This is a genomic window from Pseudomonas sp. GW822-FHT02G04, from assembly GCF_058802085.1.
In genome coordinates, this window is sequence record NZ_JBXANU010000011.1 from 77,908 (window position 1) to 101,234 (window position 23,327).

A 23,327-nucleotide genomic window follows, 5' to 3' on the forward strand; every position below is an offset into this window, starting at 1 on the left:
CGTGCCTCACAATGCGATGGGTTTTGGGGACTTGATGATGAAGAAGTATCTGTCGATGCTGCTGGTCGGCGTCACGGCATTGGTTGCAGTCAACGCGGCGCAGGCCGGTGCCATCGATGACGCGGTCAAGCGCGGCACGCTGAAAGTCGGGATGGACCCGACCTACATGCCGTTCGAAATGACCAACAAGCGCGGCGAAATCATCGGCTTCGAAGTCGACATCCTCAAAGCCATGGCCAAGGCCATGGGCGTCAAGCTGGAAATGGTTTCCACCGGCTACGACGGCATCATCCCGGCCCTGCTGACCGACAAATTCGACATGATCGGCAGCGGCATGACCCTGACCCAGGAGCGCAACCTGCGCCTGAACTTCAGCGAACCCTTCATCGTGGTCGGCCAGACGCTGCTGATCCGCAAGGAGCTGGAAGGCACCATCAAGTCCTATAAAGACCTGAACACCGCCGACTACCGCATCACCTCCAAGCTCGGCACCACTGGCGAGATGGTCGCCAAAAAACTCATTTCCAAAGCCAAGTACCACGGCTACGACAACGAACAGGAAGCGGTGCTCGACGTGGTCAACGGCAAGGCCGACGCCTTCATCTACGACGCGCCTTACAACGTCGTGGCGGTGAACAAGGTCGGCAACGGCAAGCTGGTGTTCCTCGACAAGCCGTTCACCTATGAGCCTCTGGCTTTCGGCCTGAAGAAAGGCGACTACGACAGCCTCAACTTCATCAACAACTTCCTGCACCAGATTCACGAAGACGGCACATACGATCGCATCCATGACAAGTGGTTTAAAGACACTGCTTGGCTCAAGGACATGGAATAAACCCCACCGCTGATAGTTCCCACGCTCTGCGTGGGAATGCATCCTGTGACGCTCTGCGTCACGCCTTCGAAGGGACGCGGAGCGTCCCGGGCGGCATTCCCACGCGGAGCGTGGGAACGATCAAATTCGGAACCTGCAAACCCAATGAAACAGAAAAAAGCCCAATGGCCCTGGCACGTATTAACCGTGCTGGTGCTGATCGGCCTGGCCGGCGCGCTGTATTACGCCACCTCGCTGATGTCCTACGAATGGCGCTGGAACCGCGTACCGCAGTACTTCGCCTACCACGCCGAAGAGTCCCAGCGCGCAGCCGACATCTCCACTGTCAGCGAATTGGTGCGCAAGGGCGGCAAGGCTGAAGTCACCCTGCGTAATGATGCCGGTGACGAGCAGCACCTGACGGTCGACGACAACAGCCTGCAAGTCGCGCAAGGCGATGATGTGGCTGAAGGCGATGTGATCGGCGTGACCCGGCACTGGGCCGCCGGCCCGCTGCTATGGGGTCTCTGGACCACGTTGTGGTTGTCCATGGTGTCTGGCGTGCTTGGCCTGCTGATCGGCCTGGCCACCGGGCTGTGCCGCCTGTCGAACAACCCGACCCTGCGCGACCTCTCGACGATCTATGTCGAGCTGGTGCGCGGTACGCCGCTGCTGGTGCAAATTTTCATTTTCTACTTCTTCATTGGCACCGTGATGAACCTCTCCCGGGAGTTCGCCGGGATCGCCGCGTTGTCGCTGTTCACCGGTGCCTACGTGGCGGAGATCATCCGTTCCGGCGTGCAGTCCATTGCCCGTGGCCAGAACGAAGCGGCGCGCTCCCTGGGTTTGAGCGGTGGCCAGTCGATGCGTCATGTGGTGCTGCCGCAAGCGTTCAAGCGCGTGCTGCCACCGCTGGCGGGGCAGTTCATCAGTCTGGTCAAGGACACCTCGCTGGTGTCGGTGATCGCGATTACTGAACTGTTGAAAAGCGGTCGCGAAGTCATCACCACCTCGTTCTCGCCGTTCGAAATCCTGTTCTGCGTGGCCGGGCTGTACCTGTTGATCAACCTGCCGCTGTCGAAAATCGCCAGTCGGCTTGAGCGGAGGCTCGCACAAAGTGATTGAAGTCCGCGATCTGATAAAAGTCTTCGACACCCGCGGCCAGGTGGTTCGCGCGGTGGATAACGTCACCACCCAAGTGGCGAAGGGCGAAGTATTGGTGGTGATCGGCCCGTCCGGTTCCGGCAAGTCGACCTTTCTGCGCTGCTTGAATGGCCTGGAAGCGTTCGACTCCGGCTCGGTGAGCATCGACGGCTTACAACTGGCCGACCCGAAAACCGACGTCAATGCCTACCGCCGCGAAGTCGGCATGGTGTTCCAGCATTTCAACCTGTTCCCGCACATGACTGTGCTGGAAAACCTCTGCCTGGCCCAGAAAGTCGTGCGCAAGCGCGGCAAGAAGGAGCGCGAGGCCAAGGCCATGGTGTTGCTGGAAAAGGTCGGTATCGCGCAGAAGGCTCACGAGTTTCCATCGCGCCTGTCCGGTGGTCAGCAACAGCGCGTGGCCATCGCCCGGGCGTTGGCGATGGAGCCGAAGGTCATGCTGTTCGATGAGCCGACGTCGGCGCTCGACCCGGAAATGGTCGGTGAAGTGCTGGATGTGATGAAGACCCTGGCGGTGGAAGGCATGACCATGGTTTGCGTCACCCACGAAATGGGCTTCGCACGGGAAGTGGCGGACCGGGTGTTGTTCTTCGATCACGGCAAATTGCTGGAAGACGCCTCACCGGCCGAGTTCTTCGATGCACCGAAGGATCCGCGTGCACAGGCGTTTTTGCGCCAGGTTTTGTAGTATTGATGATGGCCCACTGAGCGTAAACCAAAATCGCTTAGTGGGGCTGATCATGTTAAAACTTAAAATTTCATTGGGGTTGTTAGTAATTAAACCTGTTTAATTAGGGCGTTACGGCCTTGTCCAAGGTTTTTGTTGTAGTTTATACAGTTATCAACAGTGCCGGTGTCAGCAATAAAATCTACATTCACGATGCTTGGTTTGTTCCCTGGAAAGAAAGGGAGTTGCATGCAGACATGTGTAGATGGGAAGCGTACCGGGCCAGACCACCAGCTATAAGCTGCGTTAGATAATGACCATAATACATTTTCAGGTGGGTTTTTCATTGTTTCTTTAACAAAGTCAAAAAGTTCCTCAGGTGAGATTATATCTTGATTAATCCACTTGTGATTTATTGTTGGCCAGAAGCCGTGTTCGGAACCTCCAGTCCAAGCGATAATTATGTTTTTTTCGGGGTGTTGTTGGCGGATTTGAGCGACAGTTAGATTTCTCGCTGATAATGGAATGAGTTTGTCAAATAGAGGGTTGAGTTGGCTGATGAATACATCGGTCCGGAATTGACCATCGAAATCCGGACGCGTTTCATGTATGTCTAATATGACGATCTCATCGGGGTTGCTTGCCAGAAATGAGTTGATCTCTGACACGCAATCTACGAGACGTCGCTCCCCGGTAATAATCCCATGATAAAACCAGAAGATATTTTTACCACCATTTTGTTCTGTTACATCCTTTACACGTAGATCGAGAACTCGACCACCATGTTCAAGTTGCCACCTGAACGTGTCATCCTGGCAAGCGCCCCATAGTTCGTCGGTGAGCTCTGTCGACTCCATGTCAACCCCCGCGTTGTGAAGCCCTGGCAAAGCGATTTCATGAAGCATGAGATTGGCAATATCCGACTGAATATCCGTCATCCATCGTTTGTAATTTGTTTTAGGCTCCACCGTTTGATGTAACTCGTCTGGCGTCTGCTGGATCTGGATACGCATTACCGAGCTGGCCACTGGACGAGGCTTTACTTCGATATCCACATCTACACGCAAAATAATGTTAAGTACGCTATTGTGTGCAAGTTCTTTCAAGTAAGTTAGTGGGATTTCATAAGTTGAGGAATTATTTGATTCGGTAAGAGTGACGGCGTTGGGGTTCCGCAATGTCACGATGGTATCTGTTCCCTTGGTGTTCTTACCGACGGAATACAGCATCACCTGAAAGTCGCTGCTGATGTTGGACAGTGGGGGTACAACGATGCGGAGATTTTCAGTTTGTTGGCTAAGAATCAGTGTGTTGCCCTTGAAGTTATGAAGGGTGAGGGGCGCTAATTTCGGTTGGCTGAGGGACTGATTTAGATTCATTTCGATATCCTGTCAATGGATTAGTGACAGGTATCAGCGTGCGGTACTATCAGAGAGTCATCTACTGTCAGATCTGATAGTAGCGACGAGCGGTGGTGAGGCAATGACACACTAAAGCACTAGCCAGTGGACTGTACAGTCCACTGGCTAAGTTAATCTCAAACCTTGAACCTGCCCACCAGCATCTGCAAATGCGTCCCCAACCGCGCCAGCTCGACGCTGGAGGCCGCGGTTTCTTCGCTGGCGGCCGAGGTCTGCTCGGACACGTCTCGCACGTTCAGTACGCTGCGGTTGATCTCTTCGGCCACTGCGCTCTGTTGCTCGGCGGCAGCGGCGATCTGCTGGTTCATCGACTGGATCGCCGACACGGTACGGGTGATGCTTTCCAGCGAGCCACCGGCACGGCGAGTCAGTTCGACGCTGCTGTCGGTCAGGCTGCGGCTGTTGTCCATGATGGTCGCGACTTGCTGAGTGCCGGTTTGCAGGCCGACGATCAGCTCTTCGATTTCTTCGGTGGACTTCTGGGTGCGTTGGGCCAGGCTGCGGACTTCGTCGGCGACCACCGCAAAGCCACGCCCGGCTTCACCGGCGCGAGCGGCTTCGATGGCGGCGTTGAGCGCCAGCAGGTTGGTTTGCTGGGCCACGGATTTGATCACGTCGAGCACGCTGCCGATCTTGTCGCTTTCGCGCTTCAGATCGCCCATGGCGGCAGTGGAGTTGCCGACTTCGAGGGCCAGGCGCTCGATCTGGGCGATGGCTTCGCCGACCACCCTGTCACCCTCGCGGGCCTGCTGGTCGGCGGCGACGGCGGCTTCGGACGCTTCCTCGGCATTGCGCGCGACTTCCTGCACGGTGGCGGTCATTTCGTGCATGGCGGTGGCCACTTGATCGGTTTCGACCTTCTGGCTGTTGACCCCGGCGCTGGTCTGCTCGGTAACGGCAGACAGTTCTTCAGCGGCGCTGGCGATTTGGGTCACGCCGTCGCTGATGCCGCCGATCAGTTCTCGCAGGCCCAGGGTCATGCTCTGCATGGCGCGCTGTAGTTGGCCCAGTTCGTCCTGGCGTTCAGAAATCAGGTTGTGGCTCAGGTCGCCCGCGGCGACACGCTCGGCTACTTTCAGGGTCTGGCTCAGGGGAATGACGATCTGGCGGGTGATGGCCCAGGCCGCGAACAGACCAAAGGCCGACGCGAGGACGGTGGCCATCAGCAGCAGGTTTTTGGCATGCGCCGTATCGGCGTCACGCACGGCGGTTTGCGAGGTGGTGAGCTTTTTGCTGACGTCGAACAGAATGTCGCCCTGGGCGCTCATGCGTTTGAAGGCGGCAGCGCTGGCGACCTGGGAGTCGCGGAACTGGCTGACCGCCGCGCGATAGGCTTTGAGCGAGTCGGTCGCCTGTTGCAGGTTGGCGATGTGCTGCTCCGGCAGTTTGGCTGGCAGGCTTTCGAGGTTTTTCAGGGCGTTGTCGATGGCGTCCAGCGCTGGCTGCTCGGCCTCGGGTTTGCCGCTGTAGGTGTAGCCGCGGACCTGGAAGCGCGCTTGCTGAATCAGTTTGCTCAGGTCGATCACACTGTTGAACTGGGTGACGCTGTCGCCCTGCAGCATGGATTTTTCGACTCCGGCGACGCGGGCCACGGCGTTATCGGCGGTGGCGCCCAGTTTGCTGCGAGCATCTTCGCGAGCGGCGGTGGCCTGGGTCAGGTCGGCGAAGGCGCGTTTGTACTCGCTGATGGCGGCCAGTTGCTGGTCGAGCAATGCCACGTCGCCAGGTTGCTCGATCAGCGTGCGGGCGGTTTTCAGGCCGGCATCGAGTTTGCCGATCAGCTCGTTGACGGCGCCCGGGCCTTGTTCGCCACGGCGCATGTCGTAGTCCAGACGGGCCAGGCGCAGGTCTTTGGTCAGCTCATTGAGGCTGGAAATAAACCCGAGCGTGTCGCCACGGCTGATCACACCGCTCAGGCCGGTCCAGCCGGTGAAGGTGATCAACAAGGTTAGAAGCAGCACCAGACCGAAGCCGACACCCAGTTTGCGATTGACGCTTACGTTTCCAAGTTTTTCGGCTAGCCAACGGTACATGCTGCAACTCCCCTCGGACCATTAATCGGTTTTATGGGGACTGTATCGGCAGGCAGGCTGGAACCTGTAGGTGAGCAAACACCTGTGGCGAGGGAGCTTGCTCCCGCTCGGCTGCGAAGCAGTCGTAAAACCGGTGAATGCGGTCTTGCTGGAAAAAAGCGGTGGCCGCTTCGCGCCCAAGCGGGAGCAAGCTCCCTCGCCACAGGGTAAGTGTCTGGGTTAAAACAGACGCGAGAGCAGCGCAGTGACGGCGGTTTCGACCCGCAGGATGCGCTCGCCAAGTTGCACCGGTTGCAGGCCAGCCTTGGCCAGCAGGTCGATTTCGTAAGGAATCCAGCCGCCTTCGGGGCCGATGGCCAGGGTCACGGGTTCGTCCAGGCCACGAGGGCAGGGCGGGTAGTGGCCGGGATGGCCGACGAGACCGAGGGTGCCTTCGGTGATCGCCGGCAGACGATCTTCGACAAAAGGCTTGAAGCGTTTCTCGATCACGACTTCCGGCAGCACGCTGTCCCTGGCTTGTTCAAGCCCCAGGATCAATTGCTCGCGAATCGCTTCAGGTTCCAGGAACGGGGTTTGCCAGAAGCTCTTCTCGACGCGATAGCTGTTCACCAGCACGATTCGCGGCACACCCATGGCGGCCACGGTCTGGAACACCCTGCGGAGCATTTTCGGGCGTGGCAGGGCCAACACCAGGGTCAGTGGCAGCTTGGTCGGTGGCGGTTGATCGAGGGTGACGCGCAACTCGGCTTCGTCAGCGTCCAGGCGCAGTACTTCGGCGGCACCCATCAGCCCGCCGATACGTCCGACGCGCATGCTGTCACCCACTTCACAGCGGTGGACTTCCTGCATATGAGTCAATCGGCGATCGCGCAGGATCGCCCGGTCGGCCGCAATGAAGTCGGCCTCCTCGAGGAGCAGCAGGTTCACGCTTGGGTCGCTGGCGGCTGGTCGTTGTGATCGTCAGCCGGTTTTTCGTCCAGGTGCTCACTGCGTTTGCTGATCAGGCTGCCGAACAGGATGCCGATCTCGAACAGCAACCACATCGGTACGGCCAACAGCGTCTGCGAGAAGATGTCCGGCGGGGTCAGGATCATGCCGACCACGAAGCAACCGATGACCACGTACGGACGGATTTTCTTCAGGTAAGCGACGTTGACCACGCCGATCCACACCAGCAGCACCACGGCCACCGGGATTTCGAACGCCACACCGAAGGCGAAGAACAGCGTCATGACGAAGTCGAGGTAGCTGGTGATGTCGGTCATCATTTCCACGCCGGCCGGGGTGGCGGCGGCGAAGAACTTGAAGATCAGCGGGAACACCAGGAAATAGGCGAAGGCCATGCCGGTGTAGAACAGCAGGATGCTGGAGACCAGCAACGGCACGGCGATGCGCTTCTCATGCTTGTACAGGCCTGGCGCGATGAAACCCCAGATCTGATGCAGGATCACCGGGATTGCCAGGAACAGCGAGACCATCATGGTCAGCTTCAGCGGCGTCAGGAACGGCGACGACACGTCAGTGGCAATCATCGTCGCGCCGGCCGGCAGGTACTGGCGCAGCGGCGTGGAGACGAAGGTGTAAATCTGCTGGGTGAAGGCGAACAACCCGGCGAAGATAATGAAGATCGCCGCTACACAGCGCAGCAGACGGGTGCGCAGCTCGGTGAGGTGCGAAACCAGCGGCATGTGCTGGTCGTTTTCGGGGAGATCGCTCATGGGGCTCGCGGCGGCAAAGTGGTGTCGTGAGGCGCCGGCGTTGTCGGCGCGGCGGCAGGAGCAACAGGTTCTACTGGAGCAATAACCGGTGCTGTTTCAACGGTTTTCACCGTTTCAGTCGGCGTAGTCTCGGCCGCCGGCGCATGAATCGTCGGCGTGGCTACAGGTTCCACCGGTGTTGGCTCCTGCTGAGTCGGCGTGAAAATCTTCCGCGCCTCCTGCTCCAGAGACAGAATGTGCTCGTTGTGCAGTTGCCGGCGAATCTCGTCGGCACCGATTTCACGTTCAACTTCCTGTTTGATCGCGTTGAAGCTGCGCTTCAGCCGCCCGACCCACAGGCCAGCGGTGCGCGCAGCACCCGGCAGGCGCTCGGGGCCCAGCACCAGCAGGGCGACGAGGCCGACGAGCAGCAGTTCAGAGAAGCTGATACCAAACATTAGTCAGTGCTCACGAGTCTTTGCGGATCGGCTCTTCGACTTTTTGCGCCTGCACGTCGATGGTGTGCGGCGGGTTCACAGACGTTGTGGCCTGTGGCTGGGTCGGCGGAACCGGTTGGGCCGGAGTCGCAGTCGGGTCGGCCGGTTTCTCTTCGTCGTTCATGGCCTTGCGAAAGCCCTTGATCGACTCGCCCACGTCAGTGCCGAGGTTTTTCAGTTTCTTGGTGCCGAACACCAGCACCACGACAACCAGGATGACGATCCAGTGTTTCCAGTCAAAAATGCCCATGTTGCGTTCCTCTCTAATAATTATTCAGGCGGACGGACGCGAGGCTTTCTCGGCGTGTCCGGACAGACCGAAGCGACGGTCCAGTTCATCGAGCACAGCCTGTGGATGTTGCCCCAGCTGGGCGAGCATGACCATGCTGTGGAACCACAGGTCGGCGGTCTCGTAGATCACATCGCTGCAGTCACCGCTGATGGCGGCATCCTTGGCGGCAATGATGGTTTCGACCGACTCTTCGCCGACTTTTTCCAGAATCTTGTTCAAGCCCTTGTGGTACAGGCTGGCGACATACGAGCTGTCGGCGGCGGCGCCTTTGCGCTCTTCCAGCACCTGGGCCAGACGGGTCAGGGTGTCACTCATGAGTATGTCCTGCGGAGTAAATGGCGTGCGGGTCTTTGAGCACCGGGTCGACGGTTTTCCAGTCGCCGTTCTCGAAGACGCGGTAGAAGCAGCTCTGACGGCCGGTATGGCAGGCGATGTCGCCGATCTGCTCGACCATCAGGATGATCACGTCAGCGTCACAGTCCAGGCGCATCTCATGCAGGGTTTGCACGTGGCCGGACTCTTCGCCCTTGCGCCACAGCTTGCCACGGGAACGTGACCAGTAAATGGCACGGTTCTCGGCGGCGGTCAATTGCAGTGCTTCGCGGTTCATCCAGGCCATCATCAGGACGCGTCCGGTCTTGTGATCCTGGGCAATCGCGGGCACCAGTCCATCGGCGTCCCACTTGATCTCGTCCAGCCAGTTTTTCATCTTCGACTCCGACAGCGGGCTCTACTTCAATAGTTGAGGCCAATGTTCAAATTCAGCGTTCAAACAGTGTGCCAGCCGATGATCCAACTGGCTATCGGCGAACGACCAGATACAAGCCGATCGCCACCATGATTCCGGCGGGCCAATGCCCCAGTTCGTGCAGCGGGCCACCGGCGGCGAGTATCGTGCCACCCGCCAGATGAGCGGTACCAAGCAGGCGCAGGAACACGTCGTCCTTGCGCCTGTGCCACGGAGGCGGCGGGTCGTTGGCGTGGGGTTGGGACATGCGCTCAAGCAGGTCGCGGGCCATGTTGGCCAGGTGCGGGATCTGTTCGAACTGGCTCTGCACGTTGCCCAGCAAGGCTTTGGGGCTGACGCGCTCGCGCATCCAGCGTTCGAGGAACGGCTGGGCGGTGTTCCACAGATCAAGGTCCGGGTACAACTGACGACCCAGGCCTTCGATGTTCAACAGGGTTTTTTGCAGCAAGACCAACTGCGGCTGCACTTCCATGTTGAAGCGTCGAGCGGTCTGGAACAGGCGCATCAGCACCTGACCGAAGGAAATATCTTTTAACGGTTTTTCGAAAATCGGTTCGCACACCGTGCGGATCGCCGCTTCGAATTCGTTGAGTTTGGTTTCCGCCGGTACCCAGCCCGAGTCGATGTGCAACTGCGCGACACGCCGGTAATCACGCTTGAAGAATGCGAACAGGTTGCGCGCCAGATAGTCCTGGTCTTCCGGGGTCAGGCTGCCGACGATGCCGCAATCGATGGCAATGTACTGCGGGCTCCAGGGCTGCACGGTGCTGACGAAAATGTTGCCGGGGTGCATGTCGGCGTGGAAGAAGCTGTCGCGGAACACTTGGGTGAAGAAGATCTCCACACCGCGCTCGGCGAGCATTTTCATGTCGGTGCGCTGATCGGCCAGGGTCGCGAGGTCGGTGACCTGAATCCCGTAGATGCGCTCCATCACCAGCACTTTCGGTCGGCACCAGTCCCAATAGACTTGCGGCACATACAGCAGCGGTGAGCCGTCGAAGTTGCGCTTCAACTGGCTGGCGTTGGCCGCCTCGCGCAGCAGGTCGAGTTCGTCGTAGATGGTTTTTTCATAGTCGCTGACCACGTCCACCGGGTGCAGCAGACGGGCATCGGCCGAGAGTTTTTCTGCGGCGCGGGCAAGAATGAACAGCCACGCCAGGTCCTGGGCAATCACCGGTTTCAGGCCAGGGCGGATCACCTTGACCACCACTTCTTCACCGGTTTTCAGTTGCGCGGCGTGCACCTGCGCCACCGAGGCCGAGGCCAGCGGTTCGACGTCGAAACGTGAGAAGACTTCACTGATCTTCTTGCCGAGCTGCTCTTCGATCAGCCGGACCGACACTTGCGAGTCGAACGGCGGCACGCGGTCCTGCAACATCATCAGCTCATCGGCGATGTCTTCGGGTAGCAGGTCGCGGCGCGTCGAGAGAATCTGGCCGAACTTGATGAAAATCGGCCCAAGGTCCTGCAACGCCAGGCGCAATCGTGCGCCACGGCTCAGGTCCAGGGGTTTGCGCGGGAACCAGCGCCACGGCAAGGCATAGCGCAGCGCCAGCAGAAACCAGGGCAATGGCAGGGCGAACAGCAGGTCATCGAGGCGGTAGCGGATCACGACGCGCTGGATGCGCAACAAACGGCGGACGGCAAGCAGCTTCATGCGTTATCGCTTGGGTCGAGGGATCGGGAAAGGCGCTCGAAACGCGCCTCGAGACGTTCCAGATCGAGCTTGATCTGGTCCAGTTCACTGAAACGGGCTTCGGCTTCGCGCTGACCGACGAGGGTGCGCGATTCTTCGGCCAGGTATTCGCCCAGGTTCTGGTTGAGGCTGGCGAACCCTTGCTGATACCAGCGTGCGCGACTGCGCAGGTGACCGCCGACCAGTTGCGTGGCCACAGGTCCCAGCCAGCGCGAGAGTTCGTACTCCCAGTCCAGCTCCAGGTCCTGCAGGACCGCCGCCAGTTCCAGCAGCACGCCGCTGTCGCCGTCGAGTTCGACCTCCGGGCCATGCAGAACCGACGTCTTGTCTTTGCTCGTCGCCAGTTTCAGCAGGCTTGAGGCGGGTGCGCGCAAGGTACAGTCGGCACCGGTTTCCCAGTGGGACGCCAGCATCAGGCCTTCGTCGCTGGGCAGGATGAACAATTGCAGTGCCGGGCTGCGGCAGTCGACGGCAATCACCTTGCCACTCAAATGCGCCAGCCGCGGCAGCGCCGTGCTGTCGAGACGCAACACCCGGTTCAGACCGAGTTCAACGCTGGCGAGCAGGCCGGCCAGCAACATCAGGGTTTGATGCCGCGGTGCAGGGCGACGATGCCTGCGGTCATGTTGTGGTAGGTCACGCGGTCGAAACCGGCCTCGACCATCATCGACTTCAGGGTTTCCTGATTCGGGTGCATGCGGATCGATTCGGCCAGGTAGCGATAGCTTTCCGAATCATTGGTGATCAGCTTGCCCATCAACGGCATGAAGGCGAACGAATAGGCATCGTAGGCTTTGGACATCAGTGCGTTGGTGGGTTTGGAGAACTCCAGCACCAGCAGGCGACCGCCGGGCTTGAGCACGCGCAGCATCGAGCGCAGGGCGTCTTCTTTATGCGTCACGTTGCGCAGGCCGAAAGCGATGGTCACGCAGTCGAAGTGGTTGTCCGGGAACGGCAGCTTTTCAGCGTCGGCCTGGACGAATTCGACGTTGCCGGACACACCCAGATCCAGCAGGCGGTCACGACCGACCTTGAGCATGGATTCGTTGATGTCGGCCAGCACTACCTGACCAGTCGGTCCCACAAGATGCGAAAACTTTTTGGTCAGGTCGCCGGTGCCGCCGGCGATGTCCAGCACGCGGTTACCGGCACGCACGCCCGACAGTTCGATCGCGAAACGCTTCCACAGACGGTGCATGCCGCCCGACAGGAGGTCGTTCATCAAGTCGTACTTGGCGGCTACCGAGTGGAAAACCTCAGCGACTTTTTCCGCTTTCTGGCTTTCCGGAACGTTTTTGAAGCCGAAGTGAGTGGTGGGTTCGGCATCGCTGCCTTTGCGCTGATCAGTCATATCGCTGTCACCAAAATAGAATGCGGGACATTCTAATCCCGGTGGCCTGCTTTGTCTTGGCAAGGCTGAAGGTAAGATATAGAGAAACCGGGACGTTTTGACGCAGTAACGGTCAAGATGCTTCAGGAAGTGTCCATAAAGCAGGAGTCATTCGATGGCCCATATTAGTGTTGAGCGTGCCCATGGCCTGGGTAAGGAAGCGGCCCGCGAGAAGGCCGACAAGTTGGCGCAGAAACTGTCCGATCAATATGGCCTGGAGCCGCAGTGGTCCGGCGACACCCTGAACCTCAAGCGCTCCGGTGTGAAAGGCGCGGTGCATGTGGGCGAGGATTCGATCAGGGTCGATGTCGAACTGGGGCTGTTGATGTCCGCCATGAGCGGCACCATCAAATCGGAAATCGAAAGGGCCCTCGACAAAGCCCTCGCGTGATTCCGACCTGTAGGAGCGAAGCTTGCTCGCGAAGGCGGAGGTCCTGCCATCGAAGATGTTGCGGATGGGCCGGCCTCTTCGCGAGCAAGCTTCGCTCCTACAGGTATTTCACGGCACGCAATTGTTGCGGTTGTTAGGGTGCCGTTTCTAATTTTTCTCCCTACTTTGTGCCGGAGCCCGACACTTTCGCGGGCAGTTCCTCAACCCTTCTGCGCGTGAGGTGGACCATGGCCAAAGTTATTGTGAAGAAAAAAGTCGACGTTGAGACCAACACGCTGAGCGACGTCAAATCGTATGCCCGCAAGATCTGGCTGGCAGGCCTGGGTGCTTACACCAAGGTCGGTCAAGAGGGTAGCGAGTACGTTCTAGAGTTGATCAAGGCTGGTCAAGCTGTTGAAAAGAAAGGCAAAAAAGTAGTTGCTGAGAAACTTGAAGCGGCTAATGCCGAGATCGATGAAGCCAAGAGTGAAGTGAGTACTTTCAAAGGCAAAGTCGAACTTCAACTCGACAAAGTCGAGAAGGCTTTCGATACGCGTATCGCAAGTGCCTTGAATCGTATCGGCATTCCGTCTAAACATGACGTGGAGACACTCTCTGCTAAGCTCGATGAGCTGACAGCATTGCTCGAACGTGTCGCGCGTAAATCTTAAGGAGAACGGGATGGCTGGCAAAAAGAATACTGAAAAAGAAGGCAGCTCGTGGATCGGGAAGGTCGAAGACTACTCCCGCAAGATCTGGCTGGCTGGTTTAGGCGTGTACTCGAAGATTGATACTGACGGCAGCAAACTCTTCGATGCATTGGTTAAGGACGGCGAGAAAGCCGAGAAGCTCACCAAGAGCGCTGTCGGCAAGACTGTCGATGCTGCCAAGGACTCCGCTTCGTCGGCCAAGTCGCGCATCAGCGGCGTGAAAGATCGCGCACTGGGCAAGTGGGATGAGCTGGAAGGGGCTTTCGACAAGCGCCTGAACAGCGCCATTTCGCGCCTGGGTGTACCGAGCCGCAATGAAGTCAAGGCACTGCACAGCAAGGTCGATACCCTGACCAAGCAAATCGAAAAACTCACCGGTGCCAAGGTTGCGCCCGTTGCGGCGAAAACCGCGGCGGCCAAACCGGCAGCTAAAAGCGCTGCCAAACCATTGGTCAAGGCCGCAGCGAAACCTGCCGCCAAACCGGCAGCCAAAACTGCTGCTGCGAAACCTGCAGCCAAAGCGGCCGCTAAACCCGCTGTAAAAGCTGCTGCTAAACCAGCCGCTAAACCTGCAGCTAAAACCGCAGCGGCCAAACCCGCTGCAGCGAAGAAGCCAGCAGTGAAAAAACCGGCAGCCCCGAAAGCGGCCGCCCCGAAACCAGCAGTGGCTGCGGCCAAACCGGTAACCCCGGTCAGTCCGGCGAACTCCGCCGCTGCACCGACCCCTGCTGTAACCCCGACTATCGCACCGACTCCATCGGCGCCAACCAGTCAGTCCTGATGATCGTTCCCACGCTCCGCGTGGGAATGCCTCACCGGACGCTCCGCGTCCATTGCGGCAGTGACGCAGAGCGTCACCGGCTGCATTCCCACGCGGAGCATGGGAACGATCACGCCCGGCCTGTAAAGGTCGGGCGTTTTTGTTTGAGCGTTGAAAAGATCTTAATGCTCTTCCAGATACTGCAACGCCAACCGCTCGGTCGCGACTTTTACCGGCGGCAACAAGTGCGGCGCCACCAGCATCATGATCTGGTACACCACCAGTCGCACTTCACCTTCACGGTCGAGAATCCGCTGATAGTCCAGCGAGAACAGCAATGTCATGGTGATTTGTTCCACCAGTTGCCCCAGCGCCTGGGTGTCGCTGACCAACTGCCCCTGAGCCTTCAACTGCGCCAGCAATGAAGCCAGTGTGCGCTTCAACGCATTGAGCAGGTTGCGTATCCCCTTGGCCAGTTTCGGCAGGCGGCCGGCAAGGTTCGACAGGTCCTGGAACAGAAACCGGTATTGGGCCAGGCGTTCGACGATCAGGTGCAGGAACAGCCAGTAATCTTCGGGTGCCAATTCCACATCGGACGGTGGATCGAGCAAGGGCGTCAGTTCGGTCTGGAAGCGTTCGAACAGCCCCAGTATCAGCGGCTCCTTGCCGTGGAAGTGGTAATAGAGGTTGCCCGGGCTGATGCCCATTTCGTTGGCCACTTCCATGGTGGAAACGTTCGGTTCGCCCTTCTGATTGAACAACTGCAGGGCACATTCGAGAATCCGGTCGCGGGTTTTCATCCAGTCTTCTTAATGGTCGAGTCAGGCCACGGCCATTGGCGGCCGTGGATCATTGAACGTCAGCGCACGCGCACGTAAGTACCGGGTGCCGCCTCCATCGGTGGATAGTTCTGGTTGCCAAGGGTCATCTGGGTTTCGTGTAGTGCGCCGGAGCGTTCCTGAATCCAGCTCAGCCATTGCGTCCACCAACTGCCGTCGACGCGTTTGGCATCGTAATACCAGGCCCGCGGGTCGCTGCTCAGTTTCGGGTTCTCGACGTAGTTGGCTTTCGAATTGTGCGGCGGGTTGAGAATGCTCTGCACATGACCGCTGCTCGACAGCACGAAACGCCGCTCGCCACCCAACAGCAAGGTCGAGCGATACACCGCATCCCACGGGGTAATGTGATCGTTCATGCCGGCCACGCTGAAACTGTCGACGGTGACTTTCTGCAGGTCGATCGGTGTGCCGCACACTTCCAGCCCGCCCGGATGACTCAGCGGGTTGTGCTTGAAAAAGTCCAGCAGGTCGCCATGAAACGCTGCCGGCAGGCGCGTGTTGTCATTGTTCCAGTAGAGGATGTCGAACGCCGGTGGCTCCTTGCCCAGCAGGTAGTTATTGACGAAGTAATTCCAGATCAAATCGTTGGGGCGCATCCAGGCAAAAACCCTGGCCATGTCGCGACCTTCCAGAACGCCCTTCTGATACGAGCGGCGCTTGGCCGCTTCCAGGGTCTGTTCATCGACGAAGAGGGTGGCCGGGCTTTCTATCTGGCTGTCGAGCAGGCTGACCAGATAGGTCGCGCTGGACACCCGCCGCAGCTGCCGCTTGGCCTGCAAGTGCCCTTGCAGCGCGGCGATGGTCAGCCCGCCGGCGCAGGCACCCATCAGGTTGACGTCGCGCGCGCCGGTGATCGCCCGGCACACATTCATCGCTTCTTCGGCAGCTTCGACGTAAGACGACAGCCCCCATTCGCGGTGACGCACATCGGGATTGCGCCAGCTGATCACGAAGGTCTGCAAGCCGTTTTTAAGGGCGAACTGGACGAAGCTGTTGCTGGGGCTCAAGTCGAAAATGTAGAACTTGTTGATCTGTGGCGGCACGATCAGCAACGGCTTGGAATACTGTTTTTCGCTCATCGGCTTGTACTGGATCAGTTCCAGCAGCTCATTGCGAAACACCACGGAACCGGTGGTGGTGGCGACCGTTTTACCCACCTCGAATGCTTGTTTGGTGACCTGTCTGGGCAAGCCGTCGTTGTGCAGCAAGTCGTCGAGCAGATGGCCGATACCCCGCACCAGACTGTGACCGCCGGAGTTGAAGATCTCCTTGATCGCCAGCGGATTGAGCAGGGTGTTGGACGGCGCCACGGCATCGTTGATCAAGGCAAACGCAAAGTGGGCGCGGGCGCGGTCGTCCGGGTTGAGGTTGCTCTCGTCGATCCAGTTCTTGACCTCTGTCTGCCAGCTCAGATAGGCCTGCAGGCTGCGGCGATAAAAAGGATTGAGGCTCCATGCCGGGTCGGCAAAGCGACTGTCCTTTGGGCTGATCGGGTGCAGGGTCTCACCCAACAGCACGCGACCCAGCTGGCCGCCCAGTTTCAAGGCATGCCGGGCCGTGTACACCGGATTGCGCAGGCCGTGGGCGGCCAGGCTGCGCAAGGTTGAAAGCAAGTCCCGGCCGCGCAGACCGGTAACCGCACTCTGTGCGTTGATGAATGCAGCGGGAGTGGGCAAGGAGCCCTTCGCTGGTTTGTCGCGCATGAGTCAACACTCCTTCGTCATCAGGCCAAAAACAAACTCACCGAACAAATCACCATAGACGTTGTTGCGGATTGTTGCGCGGTACGACGTCCTGTCGACGCTCTTTTCCTGAACCAAAGCCGGGGCCGATCAACTGCCCGATGGCGCCGGATGCGGATGCATCACTGCGCGCTGACGTTCCTCTTCGAGAAACTTCATGATGATCGGAGCCACCGCTTCGGCCCGGGTAATCAAGAACAGATGCCCGTCGTCGATGATGTGCAATTGGGCATTGGGAATTCGCCAGGCCAGCATGCGCATATTGATCAGCGGGATCAGGGGGTCATCGTCGCCGGCCAGCACCAGGGTCGGCTGGTGGATCTTGTGTAGCCAGTGAATGCTGGTCCAGCCGAACCCGGCGAACAGCTGCCAGTAGTAGCCCAGTTTGCCTGCCGAGCGAACCCGCGCGGCGTGACTGGCCGCCAGGGTCGGATCGCGACGGAACGAGCCGCCATAGATCATCGGCGCGATGCGAATCACATGGGACGGCTGGATGTAGCGTCGTGGGCTGGCCATCATCCATAGCACTTTCGGTTTGCCCGGCACCATCACTGTGCCGGCCGCCGTGGCTGCCAGCACCAGCTTCTTGCAGCGCTCGGGATAGTCATGGGCAAATTGCTGCGCCAGGGCGCCACCCCATGACACGCCGATCACATTGACCTGCCCGTAATCGAGATAATCGAGCATTCGCGCCGTCAGTTTCGCCAGGCCCGAAAAGCGATACGGCCGGCTGGGCGTCGATGAGCCGCCGACACCAGGTACGTCGAAGGCGATGACTTCCAGGTCCGGATCCAGCGCCTGGACGAACGGAAATATCAGCTCCAGGTTGGCACCGATGCCATTGAAAACCAGCAAGGGCGTCAAGTGAGGCTTGCCGGGGCGTACCGCGGTGCGGAGGGTCTGCCCATCCAGGTTGACGGTACGGAATACGAACGGTTGCGGCATGCACGAAGCCCTGTAGGTTTTAAACGCTGATCGGGCCATCCCGGGCCGTCGCAGAATGTTCGAGGCTGGCCTCGAGGCTGATTAATGACAATCGCGGCACCTCCCAGTGCCGCGGACTGCGAGTTGTTTGAAGCTCAACGTTCGTGCACATACGTGCCTGGCGACGCCTCACCCGCGGGATAGGCCTTGTTGCCAAGGTTGGCGGGGGACTTCTTCAGTTTGCCTGAACGTTCGGCCTGCCACGCCTGCCAGTGCAACCACCAGGAGTCGGTGTGCTTGGTGGAGTTTTCCATCCAGTCCTCGGCCTTGACCGGCATGTCAGTGCTGGTCATGTAGCGTGCTTTCGGATTGCCCGGCGGGTTCAGAATGCTCTGGATATGCCCGCTACTGGACAGCACGAACTCGACCTTGCCGCCGAACAGTTGTGCCGACTTGTAGCAGGACTTCCACGGGGTGATGTGATCGTTGGTGCCGGCCAGGGAAAAGATGTCGGCAGTGACCTGTTTCAGGTCGATCGGCGTGCCGCACACTTCCAGTGCGTCAGGGCGGACCAGTGGATTGTTTTTGAACATCTCGATCAGGTCGCCGTGGAAAGCGGCCGGCAGGCGAGTGGTGTCGTTGTTCCAGAACAGAATGTCGAACACCGGTGGCTCGTTGCCCAACAGGTAGTTGTTGACCCAGTAGTTCCAGATCAAGTCGTTGGGGCGCATCCAGGCGAAGACTTTCGCCATGTCACGGCCTTCCAGCACACCGGCCTGGTAGGAATGGCGCTTGGCGGCTTCGAGGGTCTGCTCGTCGACGAACAGGGCCACGTCGCTGTCGAGGGTGGTGTCGAGCACGCTGACCAGCAGCGTCAGGGCGTTTACTTTCTTTTCGCCGATCGCTGCGTAATGACCCAGCAGGGCGGTGCAGGTAATGCCGCCGGAGCAGGCACCGAGCATGTTCACGTCTTTGCTGCCGGTGATCGCGGTGACTACATCGACTGCTTCCTTGAGCGCTTCGATGTAGGTCGACAGACCCCACTCGCGTTGCTCCTTGGTCGGGTTGCGCCAGCTGACGATGAACGTCTGCACGTTGTTGCGCAGGCAGAATCGCGCCAGGCTCTTGTCCGGGCTGAGGTCGAAAACATAGAACTTGTTGATTTGCGGCGGCACCACCAGCAGTGGGCGTTCATGCACTTGCTCGGTGATCGGCTTGTACTGGATCAGCTCCAGCACGTCGTTGCGAAAGACCACTGCGCCTTCGGTCACGCCCAGGCTCTTGCCGACTTCGAACGCGCCCATGTTGACCTGGCTCGGCATCCCGCCGTTGTGGATCAGATCCTTGGCCAGATGGGAGAGGCCGTCGAGCAGGCTTTTGCCGCCGGTTTCGAAGAAGCGTTTGACCGCCGCCGGGTTGGCCGCCGTGTTGGTCGGGGCCATGGCTTCGGTCATGAGGTTGATCACGAAATGCCCGCGAGCGACGTCCTTGGGCGAGAGATTGCTCTTATCGATCCAGGTGTGGAGCTCCTTGCGCCACGCCAGATAAGTTTGCAAATAACGTTTGTAGAGAGGGTTTTGACTCCAGGCCGGGTCGAGGAAACGGCGGTCGTCGCTTTGCGGTTGAAGCTCGGATTTTCCGAACAGCACGTTCTTGAGTTCGATGCCGAAATGGGCGACGTGCCTGGCACTGTGGATGGGTTGTCTGATGGCCTGGGTCAGCACCATTCGAGCAGAACCCAGTAGATCCTTTCTACGCAGCCCAACAACAGGATTCAGTCCCAAGGTATTTTCTGAAGCCTGGAATTTCAGGTCATCGTTTTGCTTGTTACTCATCTACGACGCTCCATTGTCCTGAGGCGAGTACCTGAGCCCAGCTGTGTAGTCACACAACAAACGCCAGGTACTACTGCTCGGGGTGACCGTTAATTGCGCATAGCTGCTTTTTAGTTCAGAGAGCACTGCACGGAACTTGCCAGCTCCATTGGTTACCCGAGTTTAATTTTTTTCGCAAGCGGGCCAATCGTTGACCCGGCAGCCAAGCATTCAAACAGATGGAATTAGAAAATGCCCTCTAAATACCTCGAGGCCTGACCTAGAGCATCAGCTTGACGACCGACTCGTTCGGATCACGGGTCTTTCCAGCCGCTTTGAGTTCGGCAAGATAATCGTTCCACAGATCCTCTCGGCGCACCGCCAACTGGTACAGATATTCCCAGGTGAACAGGCCGCTGTCGTGGCCGTCGTCGAAGGTCAATTTCAGTGCGTACTGACCGGCCGGTTCGACCTTGCTCAGGCCTACGCCGATCTTGCCAAATTGCAGGATAGGTTTGCCGTGGCCCTGGACCTCGGCGGAAGGAGAGTGCACGCGAAGGAATTCTGCGGGCAGGTGATACTCCTCGCCGGACGCGTATTTGAGCGTCAGGGTTTTCGAGGCTTTGTGCAGTTTGATGTCGGTGGGGAGTTGGGTCGTCATGGGGCCGATCTTCCGTTTGTATGAAGGCCCTGTGTCGGCGGGTGACCTGTGGCGAGGGAGCTTGCTCCCGCTCGGCTGCGTAGCAGTCGTAAATCCGGCGAATGAGGTCTTGTAGATAAACCGCATTCACCGACTTTGGAGCCGCTTCGCGACCCAGCGGGAGCAAGCTCCCTCGCCACAGAAGCCCGCTCACACAGAATGAGACCTACAGGATATAACGGGACAGGTCTTCGTTCTGCGCCAATTCGCCCAAGTGGCTGTTGACGTAATCGGCATCGATCAGGATCGCCTTTTCGTCATGGGTGCTGGCCAGATCGCCGGCGCTGAACGACACCTCTTCAAGCAGACGCTCCAGCAAGGTGTGCAGGCGACGTGCGCCGATGTTCTCGGTCTTCTCGTTGACCTGCCAGGCAATCTCGGCAATACGCTTGATGCCGTCCGGCTGGAACTCGATGAGCAGCCCTTCGGTTTTTAGCAGCGCGCAATACTGCTCGGTGAGCGATGCATGCGGCTCGCTAAGAATGCGTTCGAAATCTTCCGGGCTCAGGGCCTTGAGTTCGACCCGGATCGGCAGGCGACCTTGCAGCTCCGGCACCAGATCGCTCGGCTTGCTCAGGTGGAATGCACCGGAGGCGATGAACAGGATGTGGTCGGTCTTGACCATGCCCAGTTTGGTGTTGACGGTGCAGCCTTCGATCAGCGGCAGCAAGTCGCGCTGTACGCCTTCACGGGACACGTCGACGCCACCGGAGTTACCGCGCTTGGCGACCTTGTCGATTTCGTCGATGAACACGATGCCATGCTGCTCGACGGCTTCCAGCGCCTTGGCCTTCAATTCTTCTTCGTTGACCAGGCGACCGGCTTCTTCGTCGCGAACCAGTTTCAGCGCTTCCTTGACCTTGAGCTTGCGGTTTTTGCGCTTGCCCTTGCCCATGTTGGCGAACAAGCTTTGCAGCTGGTTGGTCATTTCTTCCATGCCCGGTGGCGCGGAGATATCGACGCCGGAGATTTCGGCTACTTCGATTTCGATCTCCTTGTCATCCAGCTGACCTTCACGCAGGCGTTTGCGGAACAGCTGACGGGTGTTGGAGTCCTGGGCCGGGGCGGCGTCTTCATTGCTGAAGCCCATGCGTGCCGGAGGCAGCAAGGCGTCGAGGATGCGCTCTTCGGCGGCGTCTTCGGCACGGTGGCGAACCTTGGTCATTTCCTGTTCGCGCAGCAGTTTGATCGCCGCGTCGGCCAGATCACGAATGATCGATTCGACGTCGCGGCCGACATAGCCTACTTCGGTGAATTTGGTTGCTTCGACTTTGATGAACGGCGCGTTGGCGAGTTTGGCCAGGCGACGGGCGATCTCGGTTTTACCGACGCCGGTCGGGCCGATCATCAGAATGTTCTTGGGGGTGACTTCGACGCGCAGCTCTTCGGGCAGCTGCATCCGGCGCCAGCGGTTGCGCAAGGCAATGGCGACGGCGCGTTTGGCATCGTCCTGGCCGATGATATGGCGATTGAGTTCGTGGACGATTTCACGGGGGGTCATGGGCATAGTAATTGGCGGTCCTCAAGCAAAAGTGAGCCGTGGCGCTTAGGCCAAGACAGGCTTACTCAGCGAGATCCTGCTCCTCGATGGTGATGTTGTGGTTGGTGAACACGCAGATGTCGCCAGCGATGCCCAAAGCGGTTTCGACGATTTCCCGGGCCGACAGGTCGGTCTTTTTCAACAGCGCGCTGGCCGCAGCCTGGGCGTAGCCGCCACCGGAGCCCATGGCGATCAGGCCTTCTTCGGGCTCAACCACGTCACCGTTGCCGGTGATGATCAGGGAGGCATCTTTGTTGGCGACCGCGAGCATGGCTTCGAGGCGGCTGAGGGAGCGATCGGTGCGCCATTCTTTGGCGAGCTCGACAGCAGCGCGAACCAGGTGGCCCTGATGTTTTTCGAGTTGGCCTTCGAAACGTTCGAAGAGGGTGAAGGCGTCAGCGGTGGCCCCGGCAAAACCGGCGATAACCTGGCCGTGGTACAGGCGGCGAACTTTCTTCGCGTTGCCTTTCATCACGGTATTGCCGAGCGAAACCTGGCCGTCGCCGCCCATGACGACTTTGCCGTGGCGGCGAACTGAAACGATGGTGGTCAAGGGAGAGTCTCCACGCAGCGGGGCGAAAATGCCTTATGCCAACTCATATGGGGGTGGTGGAGCGTTTTTCAACTGTAGGACGGGAGAGGGGACGAGCGGTGCCTGACAGATGATCGTTCCCACGCTCTGCGTGGGAACGCAACCCGGGACGCTCTGCGTCCCTTGCGGCGCCGGAACGCGGAGCGTCCCTTGAGGCATTCCCACGCAGAGCGTGGGAACGATCAGATGCGGTGTCCCTGAGGGAGTCAGCGGCTCTGGCGTTGTTGTAACAACAGGTTACTGAAGCCGCTGCCCGCCAGTTGCTTCTGGGCGGTGGTCAGTTGTTCGCGGTTGCTGAACGGGCCGACCAGCACCCGGTACCAGGTCTCGTCCTTCACCGTGCCGGATTCAACCGCCACGGCCTGACCCAACAGGATGATCTGCGCCCGAACCTTGTCGGCATCGGCTTGCTTGCGGAACGAACCGGCCTGCAGGAAGAACTTGGTCACCGGCGCCGCTTTTGCCACCGGTGGCGCTGGCGGCGGGGTGATGCCGGCCAATGCCGCTTGAGCCCGGGCAGTGTCGATCTTCGCCGCTTCCGCAGGCGTCACTGGCGTGGTCGGTACGGCCGGCACTTGTGGCGTCGGCAGGGTTTTCTCCGGCACCGCATCCGGCGGCACGATCACTTCCGATTCCGGCAGCAAAGTGTAGAAGTCGTACTTCGGCTTCACCGGCTGCGTCGGGCTCGGCGGGGTCTTGTTGGCCTCGGCGATCTTGGTGGCTTTCTGCTGCTGCTCGACCTTCTCGCGCTTGACGCTGTCACTGCCCTTGCCCGGCTCCAGCTTCATCAGGAACACAATGAACGCGCCGACCGTCAGGCCGATGGCCATCCACAGCCAGCCCGGGATCGGTTGCTTTGCAGGAGCTTGGTAACGGCTGGCGCCACGCTTGGGTGCAGGTTTTTTCTTGGCAGCCAA

The 23,327-nt window shown here is 59.2% G+C and carries 25 protein-coding genes; 6 read left to right on the plus strand and 19 right to left on the minus strand.

The window, feature by feature from the left end:
- Positions 1-37 precede the first annotated feature (37 nt).
- The 3 genes from AC1RO5_RS15940 (at position 38) to AC1RO5_RS15950 (ending at position 2,666) form a co-directional block, all read left to right on the plus strand.
- Positions 38-835, plus strand: a complete 798-nt coding sequence (locus AC1RO5_RS15940; RefSeq protein WP_493176144.1) for a transporter substrate-binding domain-containing protein — start codon at positions 38-40, stop codon at positions 833-835.
- Between the two features lie 144 nt (positions 836-979).
- Positions 980-1,939, plus strand: a complete 960-nt coding sequence (locus AC1RO5_RS15945; RefSeq protein WP_007936788.1) for an amino acid ABC transporter permease — start codon at positions 980-982, stop codon at positions 1,937-1,939.
- Positions 1,932-2,666, plus strand: a complete 735-nt coding sequence (locus AC1RO5_RS15950) for an amino acid ABC transporter ATP-binding protein (protein ID WP_007936789.1) — start codon at positions 1,932-1,934, stop codon at positions 2,664-2,666. Before AC1RO5_RS15945 ends, AC1RO5_RS15950 begins: the two co-directional genes overlap by 8 nt.
- Before the next feature lie 89 nt (positions 2,667-2,755).
- Here the strand turns inward: AC1RO5_RS15950 and AC1RO5_RS15955 are convergent, their stop codons facing one another.
- The 11 genes from AC1RO5_RS15955 to ubiE form a co-directional block, all read right to left on the minus strand.
- Positions 2,756-4,024 (minus strand): phosphatidylinositol-specific phospholipase C domain-containing protein, encoded by a 1,269-nt coding sequence (locus AC1RO5_RS15955; RefSeq protein ID WP_493176145.1) that lies wholly within the window; start codon positions 4,022-4,024, stop codon positions 2,756-2,758.
- 158 nt (positions 4,025-4,182) lie between these two features.
- Positions 4,183-6,099: a methyl-accepting chemotaxis protein gene (locus tag AC1RO5_RS15960; protein WP_493176147.1), complete on the minus strand. Its 1,917-nt coding sequence runs from the start codon at positions 6,097-6,099 to the stop codon at positions 4,183-4,185.
- Between the two features lie 219 nt (positions 6,100-6,318).
- The gene (locus tag AC1RO5_RS15965) at positions 6,319-7,026 is read right to left on the minus strand and encodes a 16S rRNA (uracil(1498)-N(3))-methyltransferase (RefSeq protein ID WP_493176149.1); all 708 of its coding nucleotides are present in this window, start codon (positions 7,024-7,026) and stop codon (positions 6,319-6,321) included.
- A complete protein-coding gene (gene tatC, locus AC1RO5_RS15970) occupies positions 7,023-7,817 on the minus strand; it encodes a twin-arginine translocase subunit TatC (RefSeq protein WP_493176151.1) in 795 nt (264 codons plus the stop codon). The genes AC1RO5_RS15965 and tatC overlap by 4 nt, the downstream gene beginning before the upstream one ends.
- Entirely contained in the window at positions 7,814-8,254 is a 441-nt protein-coding gene (gene tatB / locus AC1RO5_RS15975; RefSeq protein ID WP_258672078.1) for a Sec-independent protein translocase protein TatB, read from the minus strand. Before tatB ends, tatC begins: the two co-directional genes overlap by 4 nt.
- A gap of 10 nt (positions 8,255-8,264) precedes the next feature.
- Complete coding sequence (locus AC1RO5_RS15980) at positions 8,265-8,543, minus strand: twin-arginine translocase TatA/TatE family subunit (protein ID WP_018929163.1); 279 nt, start codon at positions 8,541-8,543, stop codon at positions 8,265-8,267.
- Between the two features lie 24 nt (positions 8,544-8,567).
- The gene (locus AC1RO5_RS15985; RefSeq protein WP_007899279.1) at positions 8,568-8,900 is read right to left on the minus strand and encodes a phosphoribosyl-ATP diphosphatase; all 333 of its coding nucleotides are present in this window, start codon (positions 8,898-8,900) and stop codon (positions 8,568-8,570) included.
- Positions 8,893-9,294: a phosphoribosyl-AMP cyclohydrolase gene (hisI, locus tag AC1RO5_RS15990; RefSeq protein WP_007936797.1), complete on the minus strand. Its 402-nt coding sequence runs from the start codon at positions 9,292-9,294 to the stop codon at positions 8,893-8,895. The genes AC1RO5_RS15985 and hisI overlap by 8 nt, the downstream gene beginning before the upstream one ends.
- Positions 9,295-9,385: 91 nt before the next feature.
- The gene (gene ubiB / locus AC1RO5_RS15995) at positions 9,386-10,990 is read right to left on the minus strand and encodes a ubiquinone biosynthesis regulatory protein kinase UbiB (RefSeq protein WP_007936798.1); all 1,605 of its coding nucleotides are present in this window, start codon (positions 10,988-10,990) and stop codon (positions 9,386-9,388) included.
- A complete protein-coding gene (locus AC1RO5_RS16000) occupies positions 10,987-11,610 on the minus strand; it encodes a ubiquinone biosynthesis accessory factor UbiJ (RefSeq protein ID WP_493176153.1) in 624 nt (207 codons plus the stop codon). Before AC1RO5_RS16000 ends, ubiB begins: the two co-directional genes overlap by 4 nt.
- Positions 11,610-12,380, minus strand: coding sequence for a bifunctional demethylmenaquinone methyltransferase/2-methoxy-6-polyprenyl-1,4-benzoquinol methylase UbiE (ubiE, locus tag AC1RO5_RS16005; RefSeq protein ID WP_007936800.1), 771 nt, complete (start codon positions 12,378-12,380; stop codon positions 11,610-11,612). Before ubiE ends, AC1RO5_RS16000 begins: the two co-directional genes overlap by 1 nt.
- A gap of 154 nt (positions 12,381-12,534) precedes the next feature.
- On the opposite strand from ubiE, the gene AC1RO5_RS16010 reads away from it, so the two are divergent.
- The 3 genes from AC1RO5_RS16010 (at position 12,535) to AC1RO5_RS16020 (ending at position 14,280) form a co-directional block, all read left to right on the plus strand.
- Positions 12,535-12,810, plus strand: coding sequence for a polyhydroxyalkanoic acid system family protein (locus AC1RO5_RS16010; RefSeq protein ID WP_018929158.1), 276 nt, complete (start codon positions 12,535-12,537; stop codon positions 12,808-12,810).
- Between the two features lie 227 nt (positions 12,811-13,037).
- On the plus strand, positions 13,038-13,460 hold the full coding sequence (locus AC1RO5_RS16015) for a phasin family protein (protein WP_493176154.1): 423 nt from the start codon (positions 13,038-13,040) through the stop codon (positions 13,458-13,460).
- Positions 13,461-13,470: 10 nt separating this feature from the next.
- On the plus strand, positions 13,471-14,280 hold the full coding sequence (locus AC1RO5_RS16020) for a phasin family protein (RefSeq protein ID WP_493176156.1): 810 nt from the start codon (positions 13,471-13,473) through the stop codon (positions 14,278-14,280).
- A gap of 161 nt (positions 14,281-14,441) precedes the next feature.
- Here AC1RO5_RS16020 and AC1RO5_RS16025 read toward each other — a convergent pair whose 3' ends face one another.
- From AC1RO5_RS16025 to AC1RO5_RS16060, 8 genes are all read right to left on the minus strand, one after another.
- Positions 14,442-15,059 (minus strand): TetR/AcrR family transcriptional regulator, encoded by a 618-nt coding sequence (locus AC1RO5_RS16025; RefSeq protein WP_007936804.1) that lies wholly within the window; start codon positions 15,057-15,059, stop codon positions 14,442-14,444.
- Positions 15,060-15,118: 59 nt separating this feature from the next.
- Entirely contained in the window at positions 15,119-16,801 is a 1,683-nt protein-coding gene (gene phaC / locus AC1RO5_RS16030; protein WP_493176158.1) for a class II poly(R)-hydroxyalkanoic acid synthase, read from the minus strand.
- 129 nt (positions 16,802-16,930) lie between these two features.
- Complete coding sequence (gene phaZ, locus AC1RO5_RS16035) at positions 16,931-17,785, minus strand: poly(3-hydroxyalkanoate) depolymerase (RefSeq protein WP_493176159.1); 855 nt, start codon at positions 17,783-17,785, stop codon at positions 16,931-16,933.
- A 134-nt stretch (positions 17,786-17,919) separates the two neighbouring features.
- Positions 17,920-19,599 carry a class II poly(R)-hydroxyalkanoic acid synthase gene (gene phaC / locus AC1RO5_RS16040; protein WP_258672087.1) on the minus strand — a complete coding sequence of 560 codons (1,680 nt, stop codon included), beginning with the start codon at positions 19,597-19,599 and terminating at the stop codon, positions 17,920-17,922.
- Between the two features lie 259 nt (positions 19,600-19,858).
- Entirely contained in the window at positions 19,859-20,239 is a 381-nt protein-coding gene (locus tag AC1RO5_RS16045; protein WP_493176160.1) for a gamma-butyrobetaine hydroxylase family protein, read from the minus strand.
- A 205-nt stretch (positions 20,240-20,444) separates the two neighbouring features.
- Positions 20,445-21,785, minus strand: a complete 1,341-nt coding sequence (gene hslU / locus AC1RO5_RS16050) for an ATP-dependent protease ATPase subunit HslU (protein WP_026345985.1) — start codon at positions 21,783-21,785, stop codon at positions 20,445-20,447.
- Positions 21,786-21,840: 55 nt separating this feature from the next.
- Positions 21,841-22,371 carry an ATP-dependent protease subunit HslV gene (gene hslV / locus AC1RO5_RS16055; RefSeq protein WP_007936812.1) on the minus strand — a complete coding sequence of 177 codons (531 nt, stop codon included), beginning with the start codon at positions 22,369-22,371 and terminating at the stop codon, positions 21,841-21,843.
- Between the two features lie 245 nt (positions 22,372-22,616).
- Complete coding sequence (locus AC1RO5_RS16060; RefSeq protein WP_007936813.1) at positions 22,617-23,327, minus strand: SPOR domain-containing protein; 711 nt, start codon at positions 23,325-23,327, stop codon at positions 22,617-22,619.